Origin of the sequence: Methylobacter sp. Wu1 (genome assembly GCF_036553575.1) — a bacterium.
In the GTDB taxonomy this organism is placed as follows: domain Bacteria; phylum Pseudomonadota; class Gammaproteobacteria; order Methylococcales; family Methylomonadaceae; genus Methylobacter.
Genome location: NZ_JAZHOC010000062.1, coordinates 82,903 through 106,708, shown reverse-complemented (window position 1 = coordinate 106,708; position 23,806 = coordinate 82,903). Strand labels below are relative to the sequence as shown.

General features: G+C 48.0%; 22 protein-coding genes and 1 tRNA gene. 6 read left to right on the top strand and 17 right to left on the bottom strand.

Translation table 11 applies throughout. From position 1 onward, the window contains the following. Positions 1-96: 96 nt before the first annotated feature. Positions 97-324, top strand: a complete 228-nt coding sequence (locus tag V2P20_RS13225; protein WP_331819046.1) for a hypothetical protein — start codon at positions 97-99, stop codon at positions 322-324. 931 nt (positions 325-1,255) lie between these two features. Here V2P20_RS13225 and V2P20_RS13220 read toward each other — a convergent pair. The 9 genes from V2P20_RS13220 to V2P20_RS13180 all read right to left on the bottom strand — a co-directional run bounded on the left by V2P20_RS13220 (position 1,256) and on the right by V2P20_RS13180 (position 12,540). Further along, on the bottom strand, positions 1,256-1,534 hold the full coding sequence (locus V2P20_RS13220) for an Lpp/OprI family alanine-zipper lipoprotein (RefSeq protein ID WP_331819044.1): 279 nt from the start codon (positions 1,532-1,534) through the stop codon (positions 1,256-1,258). Between the two features lie 662 nt (positions 1,535-2,196). Continuing rightward, positions 2,197-2,574, bottom strand: coding sequence for a hypothetical protein (locus V2P20_RS13215; protein ID WP_331819042.1), 378 nt, complete (start codon positions 2,572-2,574; stop codon positions 2,197-2,199). Positions 2,575-3,363: 789 nt separating this feature from the next. Beyond that, a tRNA-Ser gene (locus V2P20_RS13210) sits at positions 3,364-3,454 on the bottom strand. An 86-nt stretch (positions 3,455-3,540) separates the two neighbouring features. Continuing rightward, positions 3,541-7,137, bottom strand: a complete 3,597-nt coding sequence (locus tag V2P20_RS13205; RefSeq protein WP_331819040.1) for a hydantoinase B/oxoprolinase family protein — start codon at positions 7,135-7,137, stop codon at positions 3,541-3,543. A 31-nt stretch (positions 7,138-7,168) separates the two neighbouring features. Beyond that, the gene (locus V2P20_RS13200; RefSeq protein WP_331819038.1) at positions 7,169-7,897 is read right to left on the bottom strand and encodes an SAM-dependent chlorinase/fluorinase; all 729 of its coding nucleotides are present in this window, start codon (positions 7,895-7,897) and stop codon (positions 7,169-7,171) included. A 6-nt stretch (positions 7,898-7,903) separates the two neighbouring features. Beyond that, positions 7,904-8,764, bottom strand: coding sequence for a tRNA 2-thiocytidine(32) synthetase TtcA (gene ttcA / locus V2P20_RS13195; protein ID WP_331819036.1), 861 nt, complete (start codon positions 8,762-8,764; stop codon positions 7,904-7,906). Between the two features lie 70 nt (positions 8,765-8,834). Continuing rightward, positions 8,835-10,055: a beta-ketoacyl-ACP synthase I gene (fabB, locus tag V2P20_RS13190; RefSeq protein WP_331819034.1), complete on the bottom strand. Its 1,221-nt coding sequence runs from the start codon at positions 10,053-10,055 to the stop codon at positions 8,835-8,837. A gap of 11 nt (positions 10,056-10,066) precedes the next feature. Next, the gene (gene fabA / locus V2P20_RS13185; RefSeq protein WP_194970078.1) at positions 10,067-10,582 is read right to left on the bottom strand and encodes a 3-hydroxyacyl-[acyl-carrier-protein] dehydratase FabA; all 516 of its coding nucleotides are present in this window, start codon (positions 10,580-10,582) and stop codon (positions 10,067-10,069) included. Positions 10,583-10,668: 86 nt separating this feature from the next. Next, positions 10,669-12,540 carry a transglycosylase SLT domain-containing protein gene (locus tag V2P20_RS13180; RefSeq protein ID WP_331819032.1) on the bottom strand — a complete coding sequence of 624 codons (1,872 nt, stop codon included), beginning with the start codon at positions 12,538-12,540 and terminating at the stop codon, positions 10,669-10,671. 269 nt (positions 12,541-12,809) lie between these two features. Here V2P20_RS13180 and V2P20_RS13175 point away from each other — a divergent pair, with 269 nt between their 5' ends. From V2P20_RS13175 to V2P20_RS13155, 5 genes are all read left to right on the top strand, one after another. After that, the gene (locus V2P20_RS13175; protein WP_331819055.1) at positions 12,810-14,462 is read left to right on the top strand and encodes an ABC transporter ATP-binding protein; all 1,653 of its coding nucleotides are present in this window, start codon (positions 12,810-12,812) and stop codon (positions 14,460-14,462) included. A 2-nt stretch (positions 14,463-14,464) separates the two neighbouring features. Next, positions 14,465-15,307, top strand: a complete 843-nt coding sequence (locus tag V2P20_RS13170) for a PHP domain-containing protein (RefSeq protein WP_331819030.1) — start codon at positions 14,465-14,467, stop codon at positions 15,305-15,307. An 87-nt stretch (positions 15,308-15,394) separates the two neighbouring features. Then, entirely contained in the window at positions 15,395-16,828 is a 1,434-nt protein-coding gene (locus tag V2P20_RS13165) for a glutamate--cysteine ligase (protein ID WP_331819028.1), read from the top strand. Continuing rightward, positions 16,825-17,844 (top strand): M14 family metallopeptidase, encoded by a 1,020-nt coding sequence (locus V2P20_RS13160; protein ID WP_331819026.1) that lies wholly within the window; start codon positions 16,825-16,827, stop codon positions 17,842-17,844. Before V2P20_RS13165 ends, V2P20_RS13160 begins: the two co-directional genes overlap by 4 nt. After that, positions 17,841-18,269 carry a YcgN family cysteine cluster protein gene (locus V2P20_RS13155; RefSeq protein ID WP_331819025.1) on the top strand — a complete coding sequence of 143 codons (429 nt, stop codon included), beginning with the start codon at positions 17,841-17,843 and terminating at the stop codon, positions 18,267-18,269. The genes V2P20_RS13160 and V2P20_RS13155 overlap by 4 nt, the downstream gene beginning before the upstream one ends. Before the next feature lie 26 nt (positions 18,270-18,295). Here the strand turns inward: V2P20_RS13155 and V2P20_RS13150 are convergent, their stop codons facing one another. The 8 genes from V2P20_RS13150 to V2P20_RS13115 all read right to left on the bottom strand — a co-directional run bounded on the left by V2P20_RS13150 (position 18,296) and on the right by V2P20_RS13115 (position 23,795). Beyond that, positions 18,296-18,583: a hypothetical protein gene (locus V2P20_RS13150; protein WP_331819023.1), complete on the bottom strand. Its 288-nt coding sequence runs from the start codon at positions 18,581-18,583 to the stop codon at positions 18,296-18,298. 15 nt (positions 18,584-18,598) lie between these two features. Further along, positions 18,599-18,925 (bottom strand): YqcC family protein, encoded by a 327-nt coding sequence (locus tag V2P20_RS13145; protein WP_331819021.1) that lies wholly within the window; start codon positions 18,923-18,925, stop codon positions 18,599-18,601. 1 nt (position 18,926) lies between these two features. Next, positions 18,927-19,868: a beta-propeller fold lactonase family protein gene (locus V2P20_RS13140; RefSeq protein WP_331819019.1), complete on the bottom strand. Its 942-nt coding sequence runs from the start codon at positions 19,866-19,868 to the stop codon at positions 18,927-18,929. 28 nt (positions 19,869-19,896) lie between these two features. Next, positions 19,897-20,457 (bottom strand): SRPBCC family protein, encoded by a 561-nt coding sequence (locus V2P20_RS13135; protein WP_331819017.1) that lies wholly within the window; start codon positions 20,455-20,457, stop codon positions 19,897-19,899. Between the two features lie 160 nt (positions 20,458-20,617). Continuing rightward, a complete protein-coding gene (gene sbcB, locus V2P20_RS13130; protein ID WP_331819015.1) occupies positions 20,618-22,066 on the bottom strand; it encodes an exodeoxyribonuclease I in 1,449 nt (482 codons plus the stop codon). A 28-nt stretch (positions 22,067-22,094) separates the two neighbouring features. Further along, positions 22,095-22,493, bottom strand: coding sequence for a CBS domain-containing protein (locus V2P20_RS13125; RefSeq protein ID WP_331819013.1), 399 nt, complete (start codon positions 22,491-22,493; stop codon positions 22,095-22,097). 77 nt (positions 22,494-22,570) lie between these two features. Beyond that, complete coding sequence (gene nqrM / locus V2P20_RS13120; protein WP_194970088.1) at positions 22,571-22,750, bottom strand: (Na+)-NQR maturation NqrM; 180 nt, start codon at positions 22,748-22,750, stop codon at positions 22,571-22,573. A 4-nt stretch (positions 22,751-22,754) separates the two neighbouring features. Beyond that, the gene (locus tag V2P20_RS13115) at positions 22,755-23,795 is read right to left on the bottom strand and encodes an FAD:protein FMN transferase (protein WP_331819010.1); all 1,041 of its coding nucleotides are present in this window, start codon (positions 23,793-23,795) and stop codon (positions 22,755-22,757) included. Positions 23,796-23,806: the final 11 nt, after the last annotated feature.

Sequence of the window (23,806 nt, the reverse complement as noted above, 5' to 3'; positions counted from 1 at the left end):
ACAGGCTTGCTTGATCCATAATTACATTACTCTGATTTAGGGAGCTCAAGCATAACATAAACAATACTCAAGATAGCTAAAATAGACAGGATTTAGTTGATTCTGAAAAAAGATTTCATAGTTATTGTCGAATCATCTCCGCGGGATTCCTCAAAGGCCGACAAGCAATATGGCGATAGATTTAGCCGCGGCCGCCATCAACACGCTGATGTGATCGCCGATGACGTTTTTGATGAGGATTCCAGCCAGATGGGAGCCGGATTTGAGATGGCCGATGATAGGCGGCTCTGGCGCATTGATCGTAAAAAAGAATTTTATGAGTAAAAAACCGCCTGAAAACTTGAAAAAGTCGAACGCAAAGCATACGCGCCATCTGCAGTTCGCTCTCGAATTTCGCGCCATGTCTTTCGAAAGCATTTGGCGTGAAGCCCATAAAAACGGCCCGGGCATTTCTGATCAAATCAGAAAGATCATTTAGCTGGATATCAAGCTGCTTCGCCTAAACCGAGGAAGGTTATCAAAAATTGGCACAGCGGTATCGCTTGAATACTGAAAATAAAGTCATGGAAGTTATGATCTACACAGCCACAGATGCAGAAACTGTTAACGCTATGAGCCTATTGTGCGCATTTAGCTATTTTTCAAAATCCGCATATGTGACTGTGTAGAATATTGTTTACAACCCAAGCTAAAACGAACTAGCTTTTACGCGCTCTATAAAAGACATAGGTTGTAAAAACACACGTTAAAATATAAACACTTGTTGCAATCAATTCACTACCCTCATCAGTTATTCTTATAATCCGAATCAGTGCATTAGTCAGCGTCTCTATTTTCTCTGACAGAAGAGACAGACAGCCAGCAATAGCTTGACTACGACAGCTGCCGCCTCATCTGAAGCACTGTCCGGTTGAGCATTACAAAGGATTAAAGCCCTATCAATACTCTAAAACTTAAAGCACTGCTATTTTTCAGTGCCTTAACATGATAACTGTTGTTGATAGTGATTAATACAAAAAACCTATCTAAAGCATGGAAATCAGCGTCCGATAAGTTCCTTTTTCGGTCTCCAATTTTTACCGACTGAAAATAATCATTATTTAAAACAAAAACATACATATTATTGACTATCAGTTTTGATAATATTTATCAATAATCCTTTAAAGCCGTGTCACAGCTTTAGATAGGCAGAAATTGACTCCAAAAGAACAAGGAGTTTTCTCGCTGGTCTATTTTCCGCTCCAGCGACAAGGGTTTATTTCATCATTGATCTTCTGAACCTATTGTCCAGTTTGTTATTGGTATCTTGAGCTAATTCGGCTGCCCGATTAGCGGCGGCTTCAGCAGCTTCAGCCTTTGCAGCCGCATCAGCCGCTGCAGTCTGTGCGTTAGCCGCATCAGCGGACGCTTGAGATACTTTAGAATTCAAGCCATCAACTTGCGACTGTAAATTTTCAACGTCCGAAGTAGTCGCACAAGCCGTAACCATGCTGAAAACCAGGGAAATCATTGATAATTTTATTACTTTTTTCATATTATTTTTTCCTTGTTATAGATTATTGTTACAAAAATAACTTATATATTAAGTTAAGCATTTTTTAATATTTTCCACTTTCAGCGCCTATCTTTACCTTTTTCTCGTCAATATTATTAAGAAACAATAGATCAGAGTTTTATACAGTCAATTTTAATGCGCTTTTGTGGCAATTAACTGGTGCTAACAGTTTTATTTAATAAACGTTTCATGTATTCAAATAACTCATTTATTCTTAGTCTGAATTATTTGAATATATTTTCATCTTGAAAACTTAATGCGAGCTTAACGAACTGAATTTTAGGATGTTACATAAATAAATATATTCCATGTATTATCCTGCCGCCATTGAATATCAGGCTCGCCTAAAGAATGGCTCCAATAATCTTATGTATATCAAGTCATTCCGAGACAGAGCAAAAATTAAGTTGGTTATGTGTTTTTTCGCCATACAGGGGTATATCTCTATGTAAAAACGAAAAAACCGGGATGGCAACGGTGCGATCCTGCCAATATTGAGGAATCAATTTAAAAATTAATTGATCTTTGGCAGATCAGTGGAGCAATGTCCATTTCCGATAGTTCCAGCCTTGAGTTTTTTCAGTAGCACGTCAAATACGCCAGCGAATATGGAAAGGTGGCGTGCTTAAACACCAGGCAGCTTAATCGGAAGTATCAACGTCAGGTGTATCAACTTCAGGAATATCTGGTGTATCAGGTGTGTCAACATCAGGTACGTCTGGTGTATCAGGTGTATCGACTTCAGGTACGTCTGGTGTATCAGGTATGTCAACATCAGGTACGTCTGGCGTATCAGGTGTATCGACTTCAGGTATGTCTGGCGTATCAGGCGTATCGACTTCAGGTACGTCTGGTGTATCAGGCGTATCGACTTCAGGTGTATCTGACGTGTTGACGCCAAATGCCTCAGCACCAGCCATCTTAATGTAAGTCGGCTCGCTGAATTGATGGCTTGAGATTGACGAGCCATTTACGCTACCAACTATGACAGCTACTATTAATTTTGTTTGTAAACTCATTTGCTTCTCTCAAAGTTCTATTACTGATTAAACGGCTACTCAAAAGAATCAGATAAAGCATGAAATCGCGCCTGGGAGATAATTTTTCATGATTATGCGCCAACTGCAAATCCCTATAACTAAGCCATAACCCGCTGCACTCGAATCAATAATTATTGACCGCTTCATGCGGCTTTGATTCCAAACCGATTCAATTCATCACATACAGCTCGCCGGGTCAGACTACGCGTCTTCTACCGCCAACAGTGCCTCTCGGCTTGCCAGCAAAATCAACAGCGACTTTCAGGGTTATTCAATGCTCAATTTTAGATTTGCAGCGCCAACTGCTGTACCCAAGAACCCCATACACCTCGACAATGTCTTCGTTCTTCTCGGCATTGACCACTTCTCCACCCATCAGCTGGACGCCCAGCCATTTTTCGGTAATGAGGTTGATCCGAAGCCTCTCAGTACAAATACGACCGAGAGCTCTTGAACGATCGGCATGAGTCACGGGAGAAGGTGGGTTGTCGCACACGAAAATGACTTTCGTCCCTTTCAAGCGCAAATTTGAAGATGAATTTCGCAAATCGTTAGCTATTGCAACTAATTTCGCGCTACTGGATTATGAAAACTTGTACGACGAGAATCAATAAATTAATGTTTAATTTATTGAAATAAAATTTAGAAATATTGAGATGAGAATTTGATAATCAATTAATGCATTACTACCATATCAAAGCAACACCTTAGCTTAGATAAGGTTTTGAATGAATGCCAGGTGATTATTTTTAGAAAGGAAAGTATGAGTGGCGGAGAGACAGAGATTCGAACTCTGGGTGGGCTACAAACCCACGACGGTTTTCAAGACCGCTGCCTTAAACCACTCAGCCATCTCTCCGCGATCTGTATATATTAACCCAACCACTTTAAAAAGCAACCTTTTTCGTCAGCTTTTTAGCTCAAAATCCGGCTCAAAATTGAAAATCATCCATAACCGCCTCCTCCTGGAGTTTCAATTTGGATTGCATCACCAGCTTGAGCCTCAATTTGTGCACAGCCCGGTAAACATTCTATTGTGCCGTTTTTCCGGATAACGGTATTTTTGCCGCATTTCCCCGGTTCTGCGCCGTTGACTGCAAATGTGGGTTTGAACCGGTGACTGGATAAAACACTGACAGTCATAGGCTCCATGAATCTGATCCTGCGCTGCACGCCATTGCCGCCTTTATGCCTGCCGGCGCCGCCACTGCCCGCTCTCATTGAGAACTCTTCCAATAAAACCGGAAACCGCCACTCCAGCACTTCAGGATCGGTTATGCGGGAATTGGTCATATGCGTATGAACGGCATCGCAACCGTCAAAATCAGCGCCCGCTCCCGCACCGCCGCAGATTGTCTCGTAGTACTGGTATTGGGCATTGCCGAAAGTCAGGTTATTCATTGTGCCTTGCGATCCTGCCAATACGCCTAATGCGCCATATAAAGCATCGACAATATATTGCGAGGTTTCGACGTTGCCTGCGACAACTGCCGCAGGATAATGCGGATTTAACAGCGAACCTTCCGGAATAATGAGTTCCAGCGGTTTCAGACACCCCGCATTCAGTGGGATGTCATGCTGCACTAAGGTTCTGAACACATACAGCACGGCGGCTTTACAAACGGCTGACGGCGCGTTGAAGTTAGTTGCCGACTGTTTGGAAGTGCCGCTGAAATCGATTATCGCTGTTCCGGCTTTCCGATTTACGGTGATAGCTACGGCGATTTCGGCGCCGTCATCCATACTGTAAACAAACTGTCCGCCGGATAGCGACTTCAGGACATGGCGCACCGCCGCTTCGGCATTGTCCTGCACATGCTGCATGTAGGCCCGGACCGTATCCAGCGAATAGCTGTCGACCATGTTTTTGAGTTCCTGCAGCCCTTTTTGATTGGCGGCAATCTGAGCCTGCAGATCGGCTATATTTTGTTCCGGATTGCGTGCAGGATACTTTCCTGACAACAGCCAGTTTCGAATGAGATGCTCCTGAAAATGCCCTCCGCCGACAATCTTCATACCGCTGCTGAGCACGCCTTCCTCTTCTATTTCCCGGCTATGCGGGGGCATTGAGCCGGGCGTGATGCCGCCGACGTCGGCATGATGTCCTCGGGAAGCGACAAAAAACAATAGCTCGTTGTCTCTATAAACCGGTGTCACGACCGTAATATCAGGCAGATGCGTTCCGCCATGATAGGGTGAATTCAGCAGATAGACATCGCCTTCCTGCATGGTGGCGCGCTCGGTCCGCAGCAAGGCCTGAACGCTTTCACCCATTGATCCCAGATGCACAGGAATATGGGGCGCATTGGCAACCAATTGCCCTTCTCCATCAAAAATGGCGCAGGAAAAATCCAATCGTTCCTTGATGTTGACCGAATGCGCGGTATTTTGCAGCACAAAGCCCATCTGCTCGGCAATGGACATGAACAGTTTGTTGAATATCTCCAGCATCACCGGATCGGGTGTCGATGATGCCAGAATGTTCTGCCGGACTTTGGTTTGTACGCGCGTCAGGATCAAATCCTGCTGAGCGGTTATTTCGCCCTGCCAATCCGGCTCGATGACGATAGTCGAAGTCGGCTCGATAATAATGGCGGGGCCCGGTATCGGAACGCCGGCCTGCAGTTGCTCTCTGCGGTAAACCGGCGCCTGATGAAAGTCATTCTGCATGAGTACGCGCGTGACGAGCAACGGCTGATCATGCGGATGCTCCGCATAAAACTGCCGATCTTCGACCTGTTCATTGACGCCGATAATTTCCACCGAAGCTGCTTCGATCACCAGCGGTTTGCCCTGATAAACGAAACCGAATTGCTGCCTGTATTTGCTTCGGAACGCATTGAGCATTGTTTCCTTATCGGCAAACACGACCGGTAAAGCCGTGTCGGTGCCTTGAAAACGAAGGCGCAGGCGGCCGATTGCTTTAATGTGAGCCGCATCGATATGCTGCGCCAGCATCTCCTGGCGGCCGCGCTGCTCAAGGTCCGCTATAATCGATTGCAAATCGGCCAGCGAAGTTTCCTGCCACGGCAGTTCCAGCGCCTGTTCTTTCAGCAGTCTGACATCGGCCAACCCCATGCCGTAAGCCGACAAGACGCCGGCCAGCGGATGCAACAGAATGCGCTGAACGCCCAATCTATCCGCAACCGCACAGGCATGCTGGCCGCTGGCCGCGCCATAACAGCATAAACTGTATTGGGAGACATCATAGCCTTTCTGTACCGATATTTTTTTAATCGCGGCCGCCATGTTTTCAACCGCAATGGCCAAAAATCCTTCCGCAACCTGTTCGGGTGTTCTATTGTCGTCGGTCTTTGCATTTATCTGGTCCGCCAATTCGGTGAACAACTGCCTGACTCGGTCCTGATCCAATGGCAGATTACCCTCCGGGCCAAAAACATGGGGAAATAACGGCAGCTTGCCGAGCAAAATATTGGCGTCGGTAACGGTTAAAGGGCCGCCGCGACGATAGCCAGCGGGCCCCGGATTGGCTCCGGCGGAATCGGGCCCTACCCGATAGCGTCCCGCTTCGAAATGCAGAATCGAGCCGCCGCCCGCAGCAACGGTATGAATATGCATCATTGGCGCACGCATCCGTACGCCCGCCACTTCCGTTTCAAAACTGCGCTCATATTCACCGGCATAATGGGCAACATCTGTGGATGTCCCCCCCATGTCAAAGGCAATGATCTTGTCAAACCCGGCCCTGGCCGAAACAGCCACTGCGCCGACTATGCCGCCGGCCGGCCCTGAGAGAATGCTGTCTTTGCCTTGAAAACTTGCGGCATCGGTCAAACCGCCGTTCGACTGCATGAACAGCAATCGAGCCTTATGATGACAGCCATTAATGCCGTCGGCCACCTGTTTGACGTAGCGCCTGAGCAACGGCGACAGATAGGCATCAACGACTGTCGTATCGCCCCGGCCGACAATCTTCATCAAGGGACTGACCTGATGCGATACCGATATTTGCGGAAAACCGATTTCTTCGGCCAAATCCTGCAATAACTGCTCATGAGCCGGATACCGCCAGGCATGCATCAGCACGATGGCTATGGAGCGAAAACCAGCATCGTAAACAGCCTGCAATTGCTGTCTGGCGTGTTGTTTATCGAGAGGAACCAGAATATCGCCCTGGGCGCTAACCCGCTCGTCGATTTCTGTGACGCTTCGATAGAGCTGCTCAGGCAACTGGATGTTCAAGGCAAAAATATCGGGACGGTTCTGGTAACCGATGCGCAAACAGTCCTTGAAGCCACGGGTTATGATCAAAGCGGTCGGCTCGCCATGACGCTCCAGCAGGGCATTGGTCCCTACCGTCGTGCCCATTTTCACCGCCTCTATCATTTCACCGGGCAATGCCCCATCCTTAATACCCAGTATTTCGCGAATACCTTGTATAGCAGCATCCTGATAGCGTTCCGGATTTTCGGACAGGAGTTTCCGGCTGACAAGCCCGCCTTCAGGACTGCGGGCCACGATATCGGTAAAGGTCCCGCCCCTGTCTATCCAGAACTGCCAGCGGTTAGATGATTCAATCATGAGCGAATGTCAGTGAATATCGGCAGGTGTATTATTTGCCGAAAGAAATGACAGCGCCTACATCAAAGCCAAGCTGCCTCGCACTGCCTTTATTGACGGCTATTTCAACCAGGCCACTGGAGTTTTTATACCAGAAAGCCTGATGTTCGGCGACAGCGCTAAAAGTATCGGCCTGCTCCATAACAATGCCGTTGACCATCAACGACTTGCCCGCCAGCCCTTCATGATAGCGCAAGCCGGTCATGGCATTGCCGTAATGATCAAAATAGATCACTTCAGCCAAATCTACAGGCCAGGTATTCAAATCATGTCTGATAAACGGCCTCAATAAATCATCTGCGCCATCACAGGCCAGCCTGGCCGCGACCGGCGCAAATAAATCCCGACCATGAAAACTCATCGAGCACTGCTCTGGACGCCAGACAATCTCAAACCACTGCACCTGTCGGGAGTGCACGGCGACGGTATTTAACAGACCATTATCGGGGCCGACAAAATACTGGCCGTCGGCTTGCAAAACTACCGCTTTGCGTTCACTGCCGACGCCGGGATCGATCACCGTCAGGAAAATGCTGCCTTCCGGGAAACTGTGCCGCAAAGCGGCCAGCAAGTAAGAACTAGCGCGAGGATTGGCAATAGGCGCATTGCTGAGCAAATCAATAACAGGATGCGCCGGCGCCATTTGCCGCAGTACCGCTTCCATTTGCCCGGTATACGGCCCGGCCGGCCCAAAGTCAGTAAAAAGAACGATGATTGCCATAGCCCTTTATTGAGCTAATATATCCAACCCGGCATTAAATGAAATGACCCGTTCTTCCTCTCCAGTAGACTCGCCGCGTTTCAGTCCTGCAAAATCGAACAACTGCGTATCGGCCAATTGCGAAGGCGCCACGTTCTGCAGGCTGGTAAAGATGGTTTCCAACCGGCCCGGAAACTGTTTGTCCCAGCCTTTCAGCATGACTTTCATGGCCTGCCGCTGCAGGTTCTCCTGAGAGCCGCACAGGTTGCAAGGAATGATCGGGAACTTCTTGAATGCAGCAAACCGTTCAATATCTTTCTCGCGGCAATAGGCCAGCGGCCGGATCACGATATTTTTCCTGTCGTCACTGAGCAGTTTGGGCGGCATGGCTTTCAGTTTGCCTCCATAAAAAATATTCAGGAAGAAAGTTTCAAGAATATCGTCGCGATGGTGCCCCAAAGCTATTTTGGTAATGCCGTTGGCTTCAGCATAACCATACAAGGCGCCGCGCCGCAATCGTGAACAAAGGCCGCAGGTTGTGCTGCCTTCGGGAATGATGCGCTTGACGATGCTGTAAGTGTCCCTTTCGATAATATGATAAGGAACGCCGATGGATTCGAGATAGTCCGGCAATACATGCTCGGGGAAGCCCGGCTGTTTCTGGTCCAGATTAACGGCAATCAGTTCGAATTCAACCGGCGCTGTTTTCTGCAGATTGAGCAGAATATCCAATAAAGTATAGGAGTCCTTGCCGCCGGACAGGCACACCATGATCTTGTCGCCGTTTTCGATCATGTTGTAGTCGGCAATTGCATCGCCTACAGCATGGCGCAAACGCTTCTGTAATTTATTAAATTGGGTTCTGGATTTTTGATCTGGATCTGACATGGTCAGAATAATGTTGACTTAATAAAACGAAATAAAGACCGGGGTTCATCAGAACCCCGGATGGAATACGTTAACCGTTGTAACGTTGGAAGATTAAGGTTGCGTTGGTTCCGCCGAAGCCGAAACTGTTCGACATGATGGTATTCAGCGTGACATTGTCCTGGCGCTCGCGCACGATGGGAATGCCTTCCGCATTTGGGTCCAGATGCGAGATATTGGCTGAAGCGCTCAGGAAATTTTCTTCCATCATCAATAAAGAATAAATGGCCTCATTGACACCGGCTGCGCCTAATGCGTGACCTGTCAGAGACTTCGTTGAGCTGACCCACGGCACGTTACCGGCACCGAATACGGTACGCAGGGCTTCCAGTTCCTTGGTATCGCCGACGGGCGTACTGGTGCCGTGCGCATTGATATAATCGATCTTGTCATGCACGGTTTGCATAGCTTGCTGCATGCAGCGCACAGCGCCTTCGCCTGAAGGCTGAACCATATCATAGCCATCGGATGTTGCGCCGTAACCTGTCAGTTCGGCATAGATCCTGGCGCCGCGGGCTTTGGCATGTTCCAGCTCCTCGATAACCAGCACACCGCCGCCGCCGGAAATAACGAAACCGTCACGGGTTTCATCATAAGGCCTTGAGGCCGTTTCAGGCGTGTCGTTGTACTTGGAAGACAAAGCTCCCATCGCATCGAACAGGACGGACATGGTCCAGTGCACTTCTTCGCCGCCGCCGGCAAACACGATATCTTGCTTGCCCATCTGGATCAGCTCCATGGCATGACCAATACAGTGAGCACTGGTTGCACAGGCGGAACTGATGGAATAATTGACGCCCTTGATTTTAAACGGTGTTGCCAGACAGGCTGTATTGGTGCTGGACATAGTCCGGGTCACCATGTAAGGCCCTACTTTCTTGATACCTTTTTCGCGCAAAATATCTGCCGCATCCACGAGATTTGAAGTGGAAGGCCCACCCGATCCCATCACCAGACCGGTCCTGACATTTGATACGTCCGACTCCGCAAGGCCTGCATCATCAATGGCCTGTTGCATGGCAATGTAATTAAATGCAGCACCATCGCCCATAAAACGTTTTATTTTACGGTCGATAAATTCGTCCTGATCTATATTGACAGGTCCATGAACATGACTGCGAAAGCCAAGTTCTTTATAAACATCGGCAAAAACGATTCCAGAACGCCCTTCTTTTAAGGAATTTACAACCTCATTTCGGTTATTGCCGATGCTGGAAACGATGCCTAAACCGGTTACCACGACTCTTTTCATTACAATAGCCTCTAGAAATCTTCTGTAGAAGTAAATAGACCAACCCGCAAATCGGTAGCTTCGTAAATTACTTTACCGTCAACTTCCATAGTGGCATCAGCGATACCCATAACCAGCTTCCGCATTATTACTCTTTTCAGATTGACTCGGTAAATCACTTTTTTAGCGGTTGGCAAAACCTGCCCAGTAAATTTAACTTCACCTACCCCTAAAGCCCGTCCTTTACCAGGTCCGCCCATCCAGCACAAATAGAAGCCTATCAATTGCCACATGGCATCTAATCCCAAGCAGCCCGGCATCACCGGATCGCCTTGGAAATGGCAAGCAAAAAACCATAAATCAGGAGTTATATCCAGCTCAGCAATAATTTCGCCCTTCCCGTAAGCGCCACCTTCATCCGATATATGGGTAATCCGGTCCATCATTAGCATATTTGGTAGAGGCAATTGCGCATTTTTCGGCCCGTATAGCTCCCCCCTACCGGACTTCAATAATTCTTCGCGCGTAAAACTATGCTGTTTCTCCATAATATTTATGTACCTAAGTTAATAATAATTATTCTTGCATCAAACGCGCATTATCTAACAGACACCAAAAAAAATCAGCTCAATTTTTAGCCCGGTAGCACATCCAGCATGAAATCTTTTATCCTGAGCGCTTTCCTGTGCATACGCTCCTGATAAATCATGATGTAAGAAAGCACTGAAGATACATATTTTCGGGTTTCCTTAAATGGAATGGTCTCTATCCATATGTCCGCCGGCACAGTCTCGCCACTAGGCAGCCACTGCCCTACCCGCCTCGGCCCTGCATTATAAGCGGCAGTTGCCAGTGCGAAATGACCGTTAAACCGGTCCAACAGTTGTCTGTAATAAAAGGAACCGTACTTGACATTAATACCGGGATCAAACAGGCTTGCCTCGGATTGCCAATTCTCGCGAAGGTCCCGTGCAATTTGCTGGCCCGTTTTCGGCATAATCTGCATAAGACCTCTGGCGCCGACCGGCGACTCGGCATACCTGTCAAACACGCTCTCCTGGCGAATGAGGCCGAAAATTACAGCCGGATCAAGATTGTGTCTATACGCATTATTACTGACTTCATTGAGATAATTGACCGGGAACCGTAGCCCCATGTCATCCCAGTAATCGGCCTTAGCCAGCGTAAAAATAGCCACTTGATTCCATTGCCACTGTTGAGCCAATTTGGCCGCAGTTATCAAGCGCTCTTTGGGCAGTTTTTTGACGGCAAACCACCATTGCCGCTGCGCTTCTGGCATACGCCCCAGAAAATCGAGCTCCCGGGCTATTTTAAAGTCATTGTCTTCGGCTAATGCTTCAAGCTCATTCCCTGGCAGAAAAACAGGTTTATCGACTAACTGATAAGGCTTGCTGACGGTATCGGCTGCAAGAAAGCCGTAAAAACTCCGGTCTTCAGCAAGATGATTGTAGATAGCCTGTGCCTGCAACACATCGCCCGTTTTAGCCAGCGCGCGGGCCTGCCAGTACTGCCATCGGGGCTCCAGCCGCTCCTGATCCGTCAAGCCCGCCAGCGCATCGGCAACATGTTGCCAATTCTGTTCGAGCAAGGCGGCTCTGGCTTTCCATTCCCTGACCTCCGCATCGACATTGCCCAATCGGCTCAGACGATCATAGGCTTTTTTGTTCTTATTGAATGCCAGGGCCAGTGCGAGTCTTCGTTCGATTCGCTGGTCCGTTTGCGCATCTATAGCGAAATTGTATTTCCTGCCGTCCCAGATTTGCATCGCCAGCTCGGGATCTGTTTTGGCCATTCTATCGACAGCATGCGCAAAGATACGCCCACCCTGCCGGTCCGGGTTGATCCCTAAAGTATCGCTTCCTATTAGCTCGGGCTTTTTATGAATTTGCAGCCACACATCGGCAATAGCCTGATCCGTTAATAAACGCTTCAGATACTCCGCCAGCTGGACATTGTTTTTCCGCAATGCCAATTCGAAGCGTTGCCAGATCAACTCCTGCGTAAAAAGCGGCGACTTGATCAATACTGACGTCAATGCATCGCATTCCTTAGGCAGAGATTTCGCCACTGCCCACAGGCGCTTTGCTTCATTCAATGCCAGTTGAGTATCGCCCGTCAGATATTTGGCCCAGTAAAACTGACATTCCAGCGCGCTGTTGCCGCTTGCCTGATAATGTTGAAGAAATTCGCGCCAGCTTTCATGCTGAGCCAGATAGCTCAGCCATTGAGACCTTAACAAACCGGCATAACGCGTATCTTTGTATTCCGATAAAAATCCCAGAATTCCGCTCGTCTGATGCAAATTATTCTTTAGCCACTGATAGTGCAGATACGGATACAAAGGATAGCCTTTTAAAGACAGGGCGAGGTCCCAAAATGCCTCGCTTTTTCCTTGGGCAATCAACTTTTCCGCTTGCAGAAAATCAGCTCGTTGCTGTTCCAGCGTATTTCCCGATACGTTAACTGGCAAGGTCAGAACGCACATTAATAACAAATATCCGTACCGGTATTTCTTCTTCATAATTTTTAACAACAGTTTTAGTTATTCTCTTAAAGATGTCAGACAGATATAATGTGCGGTTTATAGAACGCATCATACCTATCGTGCAAACAAAGCATCCCTCAAAACAGGCCACGCAATATTACGGCTGGGATTATATCTTTCAAATCGTTTCAGAGCACAAAAAACCGCTGATCAATGCGCATCTGATCGCGATCCTGGCGACTATCGCCAGCGTACCGGTTCCTTTGCTGATGCCGTTGCTGGTCGACGAAGTCCTGCTGAACAAGCCCGGCATGACCATCGCATTCATCAATTCGCTGACTCCGGCCCACTGGCACACGCCGATCCTTTATATTGCGGCCGTTTTGCTGGCAAGCCTGCTGCTGCGCATTTTTGCGATTATTTTCAATATCATTCAGGCCCGGCAGTTCTCCTTTATTTCCAAAGATATCATTTTTCGTATCCGTAAGAATCTGATCAGACGTCTGCAGACGATTTCCATGTCCGAATACGAAAGCCTGGGAACAGGCACTGTGGTCACGCACCTGGTGACGGACCTGGATACGATTGATACCTTCATAGGCTCTACCATCAGCAAATTGCTGATAGCCGCCCTGACCATCATCGGCACAGCCGTCATTCTGCTATGGATGCACTGGCAGTTGGGTTTGTTTATTTTATTATTAAATCCTGTCGTGATCTATTTCACGCGCATCATTGGCTCGCGCGTTAAAGATCTGAAAGCCAAGGAAAATTCCGCTTACGAAGTATTTCAACAATCGTTAACCGAAACGCTGGAAGCGATTCATCAAATCCGCGCCAGCAATCGCGAGAAGCATTACTGCCAGCAATTGATCGAATCGGCCCGCTCGGTGAAAGATTATTCAATGATCTTTGCCTGGAAAAGCGATGCGGCCAACCGGATGAGCTTTCTGGTATTCCTGTTCGGCTTCGACATGTTTCGCGCCTGCGCCATGCTCATGGTTTTCTATTCCGACCTCAGCATCGGCGAAATGCTTGCCGTATTCGGCTACCTCTGGTTTATGATGGCGCCGGTCCAGGAAGTGCTGAATATTCAATATGCGTTTTACGCGGCCAAAGCCGCTCTAAGACGCATCAACCGCCTGAATGCGCTGCAGCAGGAACCCCATTACCCGCATCTGGAAAATCCGTTCCTGAATAAAAAAACCGTCTCCATACGCGTCGACAATCTGCACTTCAGCTATGGCGATGAGCAAATACTGAACGGCATCAATCTGGAAATCAAAGCCGGCGAAAAAGTGGCGCTGGTCGGCGCCAGCGGCGGCGGCAAATCCACACTGATACAAACGCTCATCGGCCTCTATCCGTCCAGCGCCGGCCGGATTTATTTTGACGATGTCCCCATCGACCATATTGGCCTTGAGGTTGTCCGGGAAAATGTCGTAACCGTCCTGCAGCAGCCTATTCTGTTCAACGATACCATCCGCGCCAACCTGACACTGGGCAGGCCTGCTACGGATGCCGAATTATGGCACGCACTGGCGATCGCGCAATTAAAAGGCACGGTCAGCGACCTGGAAAAAGGGTTGGATACGGTAGTCGGCCGTCATGGCATGCGGCTTTCCGGCGGCCAACGGCAACGCATGGCCATCGCCCGGATGATAGTCGCCAATCCCAAAGTCGTGATACTTGACGAGGCCACTTCGGCACTCGATAGCGAAACAGAACATAAATTGCATCAGGCCCTCGCCGATTTCCTGAAAGGCCGCACGACCATCATTATTGCGCATCGTCTAAGTGCCGTAAAACAAGCCGATCATGTCTATGTATTTGAAGGCGGCAGCATTTGCGAACAAGGCCGTCACGAAACTTTAATTAACCAGAAGGGTCTTTACGCCAAGCTTTATGGAGATTATCAATAGTCATGGCTGAAGTATACGATCTGCACTGTCACTCAACGGCTTCCGATGGTGCGTTATCGCCAACGGAACTCATAAAACGCGCCCATGAGCAAGGCGTTACCTCACTGGCTTTAACCGACCATGACACGACAGCCGGACTCGCCGAAGCCCGAGCTGCGGCGGCAGCAAGCGGCATCAAGCTGATATCCGGCATCGAACTTTCCACCAACTGGCACGACAAATGTTTTCATATAGTCGGCCTGGGGATCGATCCTGATTATGGCCCATTGGCTCAAGCCACTCAGAATCTGCAAACCGTGCGTCTGGAACGCGCTGAAAAAATCGCCCAGAAACTCGAGAAAAAACGTATTCCCGGCGCATTCGAAGCCGTCAAGCGAGCAGCCGGCGACAGCATGATCACACGCACCCATTTTGCCGACTTCCTGCTGTCACAGCACCACGTGTCAACGCAGCAGGAAGCTTTTGACCGTTATCTGGCCCGAGGTAAACCGGCCTATGTATCCACACCCTGGGCCGAGCTGGAGCAGGCGATCAATTGGATCACCGAGTCAGGCGGTATTGCCGTCTTGGCTCATCCATTGCGTTACAAGCTGACGGCCAACTGGATGAAACGGCTGTTGGCCGCTTTTAAGGAAGCTGGCGGACAAGGTATAGAGGTTGTAACAAGCAGAATTAGTGCCGATGAAATTAGATTGGCTGCCGGCTACGCCGCACGCTTTGAGCTGGCGGGATCAGTAGGTTCTGACTTTCACAATCCTGAAAATCAGTGGGTCGAGTTAGGTCGGCTCGCCCCTTTCCCTCCTCATATCAAGCCAGTATGGGAACTACTGGAAGTTCAAGGTTAATGGCACTTTTTCATCCGTTGCCGATCACATTGATGTGGGCTTTGAACCGACGTATGATGATTTAACTTTGCTTGATTTGGTGCAATCATGGGCCAGGAAATTTCTTTAGTGCAATTTGATGAGAAGAACTTCGAGCGTTTTTATCAGAAGCTCAAGCAGGAGACCCATCTGCTCAGTCAATTAATTGAACAGAATGCCTGTTCCACCCATCAGCCTGTGGCCGGTTTCGAAATTGAAGTCTGGCTGGTCGATGAAAACATGCGCCCATCGCCGACTAATGAAAATTATCTGGCTACGTTCAACCATCCGTGGGCTTCGGCGGAACTCGCCAAATTCAATATAGAATTCAACAGCACACCTGCACCTTTAACGGATGATGTTTTCAGTCGCCTGCACGAGCAGTTGCAGACTACCTGGGCGGCGGCCTGTCAACACGCTGAAACCCTGGACAGCAACGCTGTCATGATTGGCATTCTGCCGACTTTAAAACAGTCGGACTTGAATCTGGGCAATATGTCAAACATGAACAGGTACCGCGCCCTGAATGAGCAAGTGCTGCATGCGCGCGGTCGGCCGATACACATCGATATCAATGGTGCGGAACACCTGAAATTCGACCATGACGACGTGATGATAGAGTCAGCCACCACATCATTTCAATTGCATATCCAGCTGCCGCTAAGCATCGCGCATCATTTTTATAACGCTTCGATCATTGCATCAGCCCCAGTTGTCGCGTTGTGCGCCAACGCTCCTTTCTTGTTCGGCAAAGAGCTCTGGCATGAATCACGCATTCCCCTGTTCGAGCAGTCTGTTGAATCCGGCGGCTATTCCGGCGCTTCGCATGGCCCGATCAAACGCGTCAGCTTCGGATCTGACTACGCAAGACGCTCTATCATCGAATGCTTTCAGGAAAACCTCGATCATTTTCCTGTGTTATTGCCTGTCGAGCAGGACTCCGCCATCGAAGCCTTCGCACACCTGCGTCTGCATAACGGCACCATCTGGCGCTGGAACAGGCCATTAGTCGGTTTCGATGGAGACGGCACACCGCATATCCGAGTAGAACATAGAACGCCCGCGGCTGGCCCCAGCGTTATCGATTCGATCGCCAACGCGGCGTTTTACTATGGTTTGACCCAAAGCATCTGCGATGAAATCGTAACCAAAGGCTGGCCATTGCCGTTCACCCAGGCCAGGGATAATTTTTATAAGGCAGCCCGTTTCGGCCTGGACAGCCATATCATCTGGTTCGACGGCCATAAACAGCGTCTGCCTCACTTATTCCAAACCGAACTTTTACCCAGAGCGGCGTCAGGTCTGGAATCGCTGGGCATCCGCCGTACCGATATCGACACTTATCTGGATATTATCCGGCAACGTATCGCCCATAAACAAAATGGCTCTCAATGGCAGCGCCAGTATATCTACGAGCACGATCATGATTTCACGGAGATGATGCGAAATTACCTTAAATATCAAAATAGCGGCAACCCTGTCAGCACTTGGGCCTTAGCGTGAAAACATTGCGCCTTAATCAATTGGATTACTTGCCCGATGGCCTGCTGGAAGCCACGCCGGAAAGTCTGCACAGAATATTGCCCGAACCGACCCTGATTCATTTGGAGGGCAGGCATGCCGAACCTCTATTTGTATCAATTTTGCTGCATGGCAATGAATCGACAGGGCTTTTTGCACTGCAACTGCTGCTGAAAAAATATCAAAGCCAGCCTTTGCCGCGCTCATTGTCCATTTTCTTCGGCAATATCGGCGCCGCCAGTAAAAACTTGCGAAGACTTGATAACCAGCCTGATTACAACCGCATCTGGCCCGGCACCGAGCTGCCTGATTGCGCGGAAACCGAAATGGCAAGGGAAATTGTCTCGATCATGAAGAAGCGCCGAGTTTTTGCCAGCGTCGATGTACATAACAATACCGGATTGAATCCTCATTATGCCTGTGTTAACAGGCTGGATAACCCGTTTCTACAACTGGCCTCCCTATTCGGCCGGCTGGTTGTCTACTTTATCCGGCCTAAAGGCGTACAAACTGCCGCATTCGCGGAAATATGCCCGGCTGTCACGCTGGAGTGTGGCCGCCCAGGCCAGCACTATGGCGTCGAACATGTGCTTGAGTACCTGAACAGTTGCCTGCATCTTGTTGAATTGTCACATCATCAGGTTCAGCCTCAGGATATTGACCTTTTTCATACGATCGCCCAGGTCAAGGTGCATGAAAAAATCAATTTCAGCTTTAATCGAGCCGATGCCGATCTTTTGCTGAATGAAGACCTTGAACGCATGAACTTTACCGAGATTCCAGCCGGTACTGTATGGGGAACTTCCAGATTCAACTCACTGATACCGGTCATCGCTCAGGATGAACACGGAAATGATGTGACTGAAAAATGTTTCTCTATTGAAAACGGCGATTTATTGATAAACCGAAATCACACCATGCCTTCCATGCTGACACTGGATGAACATGTGATCAGGCAGGACTGCCTGTGTTATTTAATGGAAAGAATACATTTATGAGCTTCTGGAAAACCAAAAAACTGATTGAAATGACGGCCGAAGAATGGGAGTCGTTGTGCGATAACTGCGGCAGATGTTGCCTGAACAAGCTGGAAGACGAAGATACCGGTGATATCTATTTCACCAGCGCCGCCTGCGACCAGATAGACCTGGAAACCTGCCGATGCACCCACTACGCCGACCGCTTCACTGTAGTGCCCGAGTGCATTGATTTAAGACAGCCCGGCTTTACTGCATACAATTGGCTGCCATCAACCTGCGCCTACCGCTTGCTCAATGATGGCGGAGAGCTTCCTGACTGGCATCCTCTGGTTTCAGGAAATGCCGAAAGCGTGCAGGAAGCAGGTATCTCAATCAGTAGTTATGCGATAAAGGAATCAGAGGTTGATGATCTGGAAGATCATATTATTGAATGGCTGGATTAATTAGCCTACAACCAGTGGCTCTGGGACTATTCTTTTTCTATCCACTCTTCCAGCGCCTCAATAATGCCCTTTGCCTGCTCCTTGCTGGAAATATTGAATTTTGATTTTTGCTGGTATTCGCCGTTGCGTTTCTGATAGCGGCGAATGGTATATTTATCAGGACCATATTCCCCTTTGGCGCGATCCCAATCCTGATAACGGAACATGACCGTAGCCCAGGCACCTTTGGTCAGCACTTTTTTATCCAGCTCTTTGACTGTCTCAATCCCGCCATCTTCATAAGTTACAGTCAATTCATCTACAGTTTCAGCCATATTAGCTCCACGTTATTACAAATCGGTGAGCAGTGTATCAATTTCGGCCAGATGCGCCAATAAAGTTTGTAGATTGGCATCATGTCTGAAATATTCCTCGGCATAAAGCGCAATAGCGCAAGCAGTCGGCAACGGCGCCGCATATTCGATCAATGCCTGCATTCTTGGCAGAAATATAAATTGCAGCCATTGAGGGAAATCCAAAGTATCGCAGCTAAAAGGCAGTTCACTCGAAAGCGCCTCAGCCGGAGGTAAAGAATCCTGCCAATAATTCAGCTGCCGTAACTGAACTTCCACTTGAAACAATAGTTCTGCAATTTTCCGGCACTTATCCGAAGCCATGTTATTTGGCGATGAATTGCCCGAACGCGCGACTGCCTTCACCGGTCTGGATCGTATCAACCACTTCCAATGTCTGTGCGTCGATCACGGAAACATTGCTGTCAAACCAGTTCGCCACATAAACATGCCGATCATCCGGATGCGTATAAATGCCTTCCGGCTTATCGCCGACATCAATCAGGGCGATTTCTTTTAATGCGGCAGTATCAATGACCGAAACCGAGCCGTCATCCTGATTGGTGACAAATAAAAGACTGTCGCCCTTCGCCAGGGCCGCAGCATAAGGACGGCTATTTACTTTGACTGTCGCAATGCGTTTTAGATGGCTTTTTTCCAATACCGTTACATCATCGCTTTCCACATTGGCAACATAGATGCGCTCGCCTTTGCTATCAACAGTCAGGCCAAATGGGTGCGCGCCAACCTTTGTAGTATTTCTGATCGTCAATTTGTCCAGATCGATCTGCGAGACTGAATCATCCAGCCGATTAGCGACATATAACCAGCGATTATCGGGACTCACCATCAAGCCGGACGGCGACTTGCCCACGATAATGGTTTCTACGATCGTTAAAGTGTCGGCGTCAATCACTGATACGGTATTCTTATACCAGTCCGCCACATAGATGCGCTTGCCGTCCGGCGCGGTAGCAATGCCTAAAGCACCATCGCCGACTGCGACTTCAGAAATAACTCTGCGATTTACTGCATCCAGAACAGCAAAGCCTTTCGCTTCCGGGGCGCTGACATAAATTCTGTTACCGTCCGGTGCAACGGCAACACCGGCAGGCTTGCCGGCAACGGCAATCGTACCGACTACCGTACCTTTTTCCGTATCGATGATGGAAACGCTGTCCGCCAATTGATTACTGATATAGGCGAAAGGCTCCGCCATAACCGATGCTGATAAGAAGGCTGTAGCGACCGCCATCGCTACAGCCATGTGGTTCACTCGGAACACGCGTAAACCCTTACTTTTCAGCCAAGGTTTTCAGATTTTCCAAACCTGATTTTAAAATAGCTGTCACAGCCGTGTTAGCAGCTTCTTCATTCATTTCCGCAGGCGGATTGTTGTTCATGTAAGCGCGGTAGTAAGCCGCTTTCCAGGACACAACTGAAGTATTGCCTTTGCCTTCTACATCAATGCTGGCCGCATAATTGTCAACCGGCAAAACGGGCACTTTCTCTTCAGCGCCGGCATGATTGATGGTTTTTGCTGTGCTCATGTCAGTGATTTTATAAGCATACGTCATTTTTTTATCGTCATGCTTTTTCAATTCTTCGGTAATTGTACCGCCATCTTTCAAAGTCAAAACACGGACTGAACCTTTCTCGTTGCCTTTATCGGCTTTGGTGTCTTTGATAGCAGGGAGCCAGGACATATCGCCAAAGTCTTTGATGATGCCCCAGACTTTTTCGGCAGGCGCATTGATGGTGATTTCTTCTTCAGCTTTCTGGCGTACAGGACCGTGCGCATTAACAGCTGAAGTAAAAAAGAACAGTAAAGCTGGAAATAAAATAATTTTCTTCATGTGATTAACTTCCTTATGGAAACATATAAACTGAACCACCCATTATATGCCAACTCCATGCAACTGGCATCAGTTAGCGCATTCTTAATCCAAGCTTATGAGCGGAACAGTTATCTTGACTGATACAACTGAATATAAAATTAATTTTGCAAAATATTTCTCAAACTAACTTAACGCCGAACCGTTCCATTTTCTCGAAAGCGTATGCTTCCAGTGCTGTGATTATATCGGGGTTAATATTTCCATTACCTTTAAGTTCTTCAAGGCGATTGAAATAATCGCCAAGCAGAATCCCGGCGCCAGCCCGTCGGCCTGTTAACCGGTTTCCACAAAATTCATGCCATCTCTGCGTCTCTTCATGAGTTAGAGCTTTCGGATAGTTACGCGCCCGGTATCTAAATAACATCTCCGGCAAGCGGGCATCGGTAAAATCAAAAATCGCTTTTGCCAATTGATTCGGCGCCATACCCCTGATCCTCGCCATTTTTTGTTTATCTGATTCAGAGAAAAACCCGCCGCTATAAAGCGCCAAGTCCGGATCATATTCCTGCTCTGCGTAGTCGTGACTAAAAACGGCCGAAAGTTTCGTTTCCAGGTTAGTTGCCGCCTTAATCTTTTCAATACTGGCATAACAGAAAGCCAGGTCGATTTCCAGCCGCTCGGCATCATTCGGCCTAATAACAGATACCGGAGCCAGCACCGGACATTTATTAATATGAACCGTTTTTAGCGGTATTCTTTCAACGCCTTCCGGCAATTCGCTGGTTGCTGTAAAGATCCTCTGCTGAATTTCTTCAACAGGTAACGACAGCATGGGTTCAGGGTCTATAGAAAGGTCGTAAGCAATAATGCCATTACTGTTGGTCGGATGTTTACAAACAGGTAAAATGACAGCAAGGCAATTCTTGATCGCTGCGTATTTGCCTGAAATATGCACAAGCGGCTTAAAGCTGCCGAGTTGCAGCAAATTAAGCACCTCGGATTTAATCCGATGCTGCAGTAAAAACTGATACAGTTTTGGCTGGGCTTTTCTGACTAGCCTGGCTATCGCTATAGTGGCATACACATCGGAAAGCGCATCATGCGCAGCTGAATGCTCAATACCATTCGCTTGGGTTAACTCTTCGAGCCTGAAACAGGGTCTTCCATCTTCATTAACTGGCCAGCGTATGCCATCAGGACGCAGAGCACGCGCAGCCCTGACCAGATCGATCAGATCCCAGCGTGAATTGCCATTTTGCCATTCACGCGCATAAGGATCATAAAAATTTCGGTAAAGGCAATTGCGCGTTACTTCGTCATCGAAACGGATACTGTTATAGCCGGCAGTGCAGGTATTAGGCTGAGACAACTGCTGATGAATCAGTCGCGTGAATTCCGCTTCGCAAATGCCTTTCTGCTCGGCAAATTGAGGGGTAATTCCTGTGATAACACAGGCGTCAGGATGCGGCAGTGAATCTGCCGATGGTTGGCAATAAACGACGAGAGGGTCGTCTACAATATTGAAATCATAATCGGTCCGAATACCGGCAAACTGAACAGGCCTGTCTCTCCGCGGGTCTGTTCCGAATGTCTCATAGTCATGCCAAAAAAACGTGCCGCTCTTCATCCAATGAAAATTAATCCCTAAACTTTATTTAAGATTCGAGCGAAGCCAATGCTCTTAAAACATCAGTTCGGCTGACAATGCCTACCAGGTCAGTATCTTCAAAAACAGGAAAGCTTCTGTCTTTGGATTGCTGAAATTTTTCCGCCACGTCAACAATAAATGAGTCAGATTCAACACGAATTACGTCTTTTGTCATATATTCGCCGACTTTACCGCCCATACCCTGATCGTAAACGTTTTCCGCAACAACCCGCATCACATCGTTTTCCGAAAGCATGCCGATCAGCTGGCCATGATTGTCAAGCACCGGGGCGCTGGTAATTCTATGATCCAACAGTTTCTTTATAGCATCAAAAACATTGGTTTCTTTAGTCAAAGTAACCAAATGCTTGGTCATATAATCTGCAACAGTGATTTTAGCCAACATAACGAACTCCTCATTGTAATTTATTATTTCACTTCAGAGCCTGCCGTCCTGCTTATGCAAATCCCTGCAGAACTGTCCTAAACCTTTCCTTCAGCCTCCAGCTTTTTCCTTTTATCACATTTTTCAACGCATATGCAATTTCCGTTATTAGCGCCGCCGCATGATCCTTTAATAGCCTTTCTGCCAAAAATAACCCCTATCGCCATTATTGCAATAACAACAAGCATGAATACAAAAGTTACAAGAAAATAAGTCATGATATTACCTTTTCAATTCTGTAAAGCCAGTAAAGGCTCCCGTGCTTTTTTCGTAAAAACCCGAATCTTTTTTAATAATAAATAATGCCGCTATATTATTGCGCTCGGCAAATTTATAACCTTCATCCGGACCCAGCACCATAATAGCGGTTGCCAGTGCATCGGCTTCCATCGTCGTTTTGCTCAGGATCGTAACGGATGCGAGCTTATGCGTTATAGGCCGCCCTGTTCTTGGGTCGATAGTATGGGAAAAACGTACGCCATCACCTTCGAAAAAATTCCGATAATCCCCGGAAGTTGCCATAGCTATATCGGAAATGCCAACCACTTTCTCTATCACTCTTGTATCCGGTGTTGGCTTCTCAATAGCTATATGCCAAGGCTCGGCATTCGCATTTTTCCCTCTTACTCTTATCTCTCCGCCAATTTCGACCATATAGTCGGTTATGCCATTCTTTTCCAATAACAAGCCTACCTGATCCACAGTGTAGCCTTTTGCTATAGCCGACAAATCCACATACAGGTCTGGTATCGCTTTTTTAACAGCTAACGATTCTTCTTTAATACTTAGATATTTATAGCCAATTTTGTTCAATCGCTCCTGTATAAGCGCATCGTCAGGCGCGACAGATTTCATCGGGTCTGGCCCAAATCCCCATAAATTGACCAGAGGACCCACGGTTACATCGAAAGCGCCACTGGTCAATCGGCTAATTCTTTGCGCTTCTTTCAATACTGTAAATAAAGGCGTGGAGACGGGCACCCAATCAGTCGAAGTGTTCTGATTAAAACTGGACAGTTCCGAATCTTCCAGATAAGTGGACATCTGCCCATTTATCTCATCCAAAAGAGCCATGATTTGGTGTTTCAGTTGCTCTGAAACCACTGATTCAGGCAATTTAGTGACTTTAATATGGAAACTGGTGCCCTCTGTTAATCCTGAGTGGATGAACGGGTACTCTTCTGCTTCATTGCCGCATGCCGACAATAAAAAAACGAGGAGCAGACCAAGCCATGCTCCTCGTCGCTGTTTGATAATTTTCATGTGATTCCACT

Coding starts and splice junctions, on each gene's coding strand:
- V2P20_RS13205 (WP_331819040.1), bottom strand. CDS start 7,137: ATGATTGAATCATCTAACCGCTGGCAGTTCTGGATAGACAGGGGCGGG.
- fabA (WP_194970078.1), bottom strand. CDS start 10,582: ATGGAGAAACAGCATAGTTTTACGCGCGAAGAATTATTGAAGTCCGGT.
- fabB (WP_331819034.1), bottom strand. CDS start 10,055: ATGAAAAGAGTCGTGGTAACCGGTTTAGGCATCGTTTCCAGCATCGGC.
- V2P20_RS13200 (WP_331819038.1), bottom strand. CDS start 7,897: ATGGCAATCATCGTTCTTTTTACTGACTTTGGGCCGGCCGGGCCGTAT.
- V2P20_RS13180 (WP_331819032.1), bottom strand. CDS start 12,540: ATGTGCGTTCTGACCTTGCCAGTTAACGTATCGGGAAATACGCTGGAA.
- V2P20_RS13125 (WP_331819013.1), bottom strand. CDS start 22,493: ATGTTGGCTAAAATCACTGTTGCAGATTATATGACCAAGCATTTGGTT.
- V2P20_RS13155 (WP_331819025.1), top strand. CDS start 17,841: ATGAGCTTCTGGAAAACCAAAAAACTGATTGAAATGACGGCCGAAGAA.
- V2P20_RS13115 (WP_331819010.1), bottom strand. CDS start 23,795: ATGAAAATTATCAAACAGCGACGAGGAGCATGGCTTGGTCTGCTCCTC.
- V2P20_RS13220 (WP_331819044.1), bottom strand. CDS start 1,534: ATGAAAAAAGTAATAAAATTATCAATGATTTCCCTGGTTTTCAGCATG.
- V2P20_RS13135 (WP_331819017.1), bottom strand. CDS start 20,457: ATGAAGAAAATTATTTTATTTCCAGCTTTACTGTTCTTTTTTACTTCA.
- V2P20_RS13215 (WP_331819042.1), bottom strand. CDS start 2,574: ATGAGTTTACAAACAAAATTAATAGTAGCTGTCATAGTTGGTAGCGTA.
- V2P20_RS13170 (WP_331819030.1), top strand. CDS start 14,465: ATGGCTGAAGTATACGATCTGCACTGTCACTCAACGGCTTCCGATGGT.
- nqrM (WP_194970088.1), bottom strand. CDS start 22,750: ATGACTTATTTTCTTGTAACTTTTGTATTCATGCTTGTTGTTATTGCA.
- V2P20_RS13175 (WP_331819055.1), top strand. CDS start 12,810: ATGCCGTTGCTGGTCGACGAAGTCCTGCTGAACAAGCCCGGCATGACC.
- ttcA (WP_331819036.1), bottom strand. CDS start 8,764: ATGTCAGATCCAGATCAAAAATCCAGAACCCAATTTAATAAATTACAG.
- V2P20_RS13150 (WP_331819023.1), bottom strand. CDS start 18,583: ATGGCTGAAACTGTAGATGAATTGACTGTAACTTATGAAGATGGCGGG.
- V2P20_RS13140 (WP_331819019.1), bottom strand. CDS start 19,868: ATGGCTGTAGCGATGGCGGTCGCTACAGCCTTCTTATCAGCATCGGTT.
- V2P20_RS13165 (WP_331819028.1), top strand. CDS start 15,395: ATGGGCCAGGAAATTTCTTTAGTGCAATTTGATGAGAAGAACTTCGAG.
- V2P20_RS13145 (WP_331819021.1), bottom strand. CDS start 18,925: ATGGCTTCGGATAAGTGCCGGAAAATTGCAGAACTATTGTTTCAAGTG.
- sbcB (WP_331819015.1), bottom strand. CDS start 22,066: ATGAAGAGCGGCACGTTTTTTTGGCATGACTATGAGACATTCGGAACA.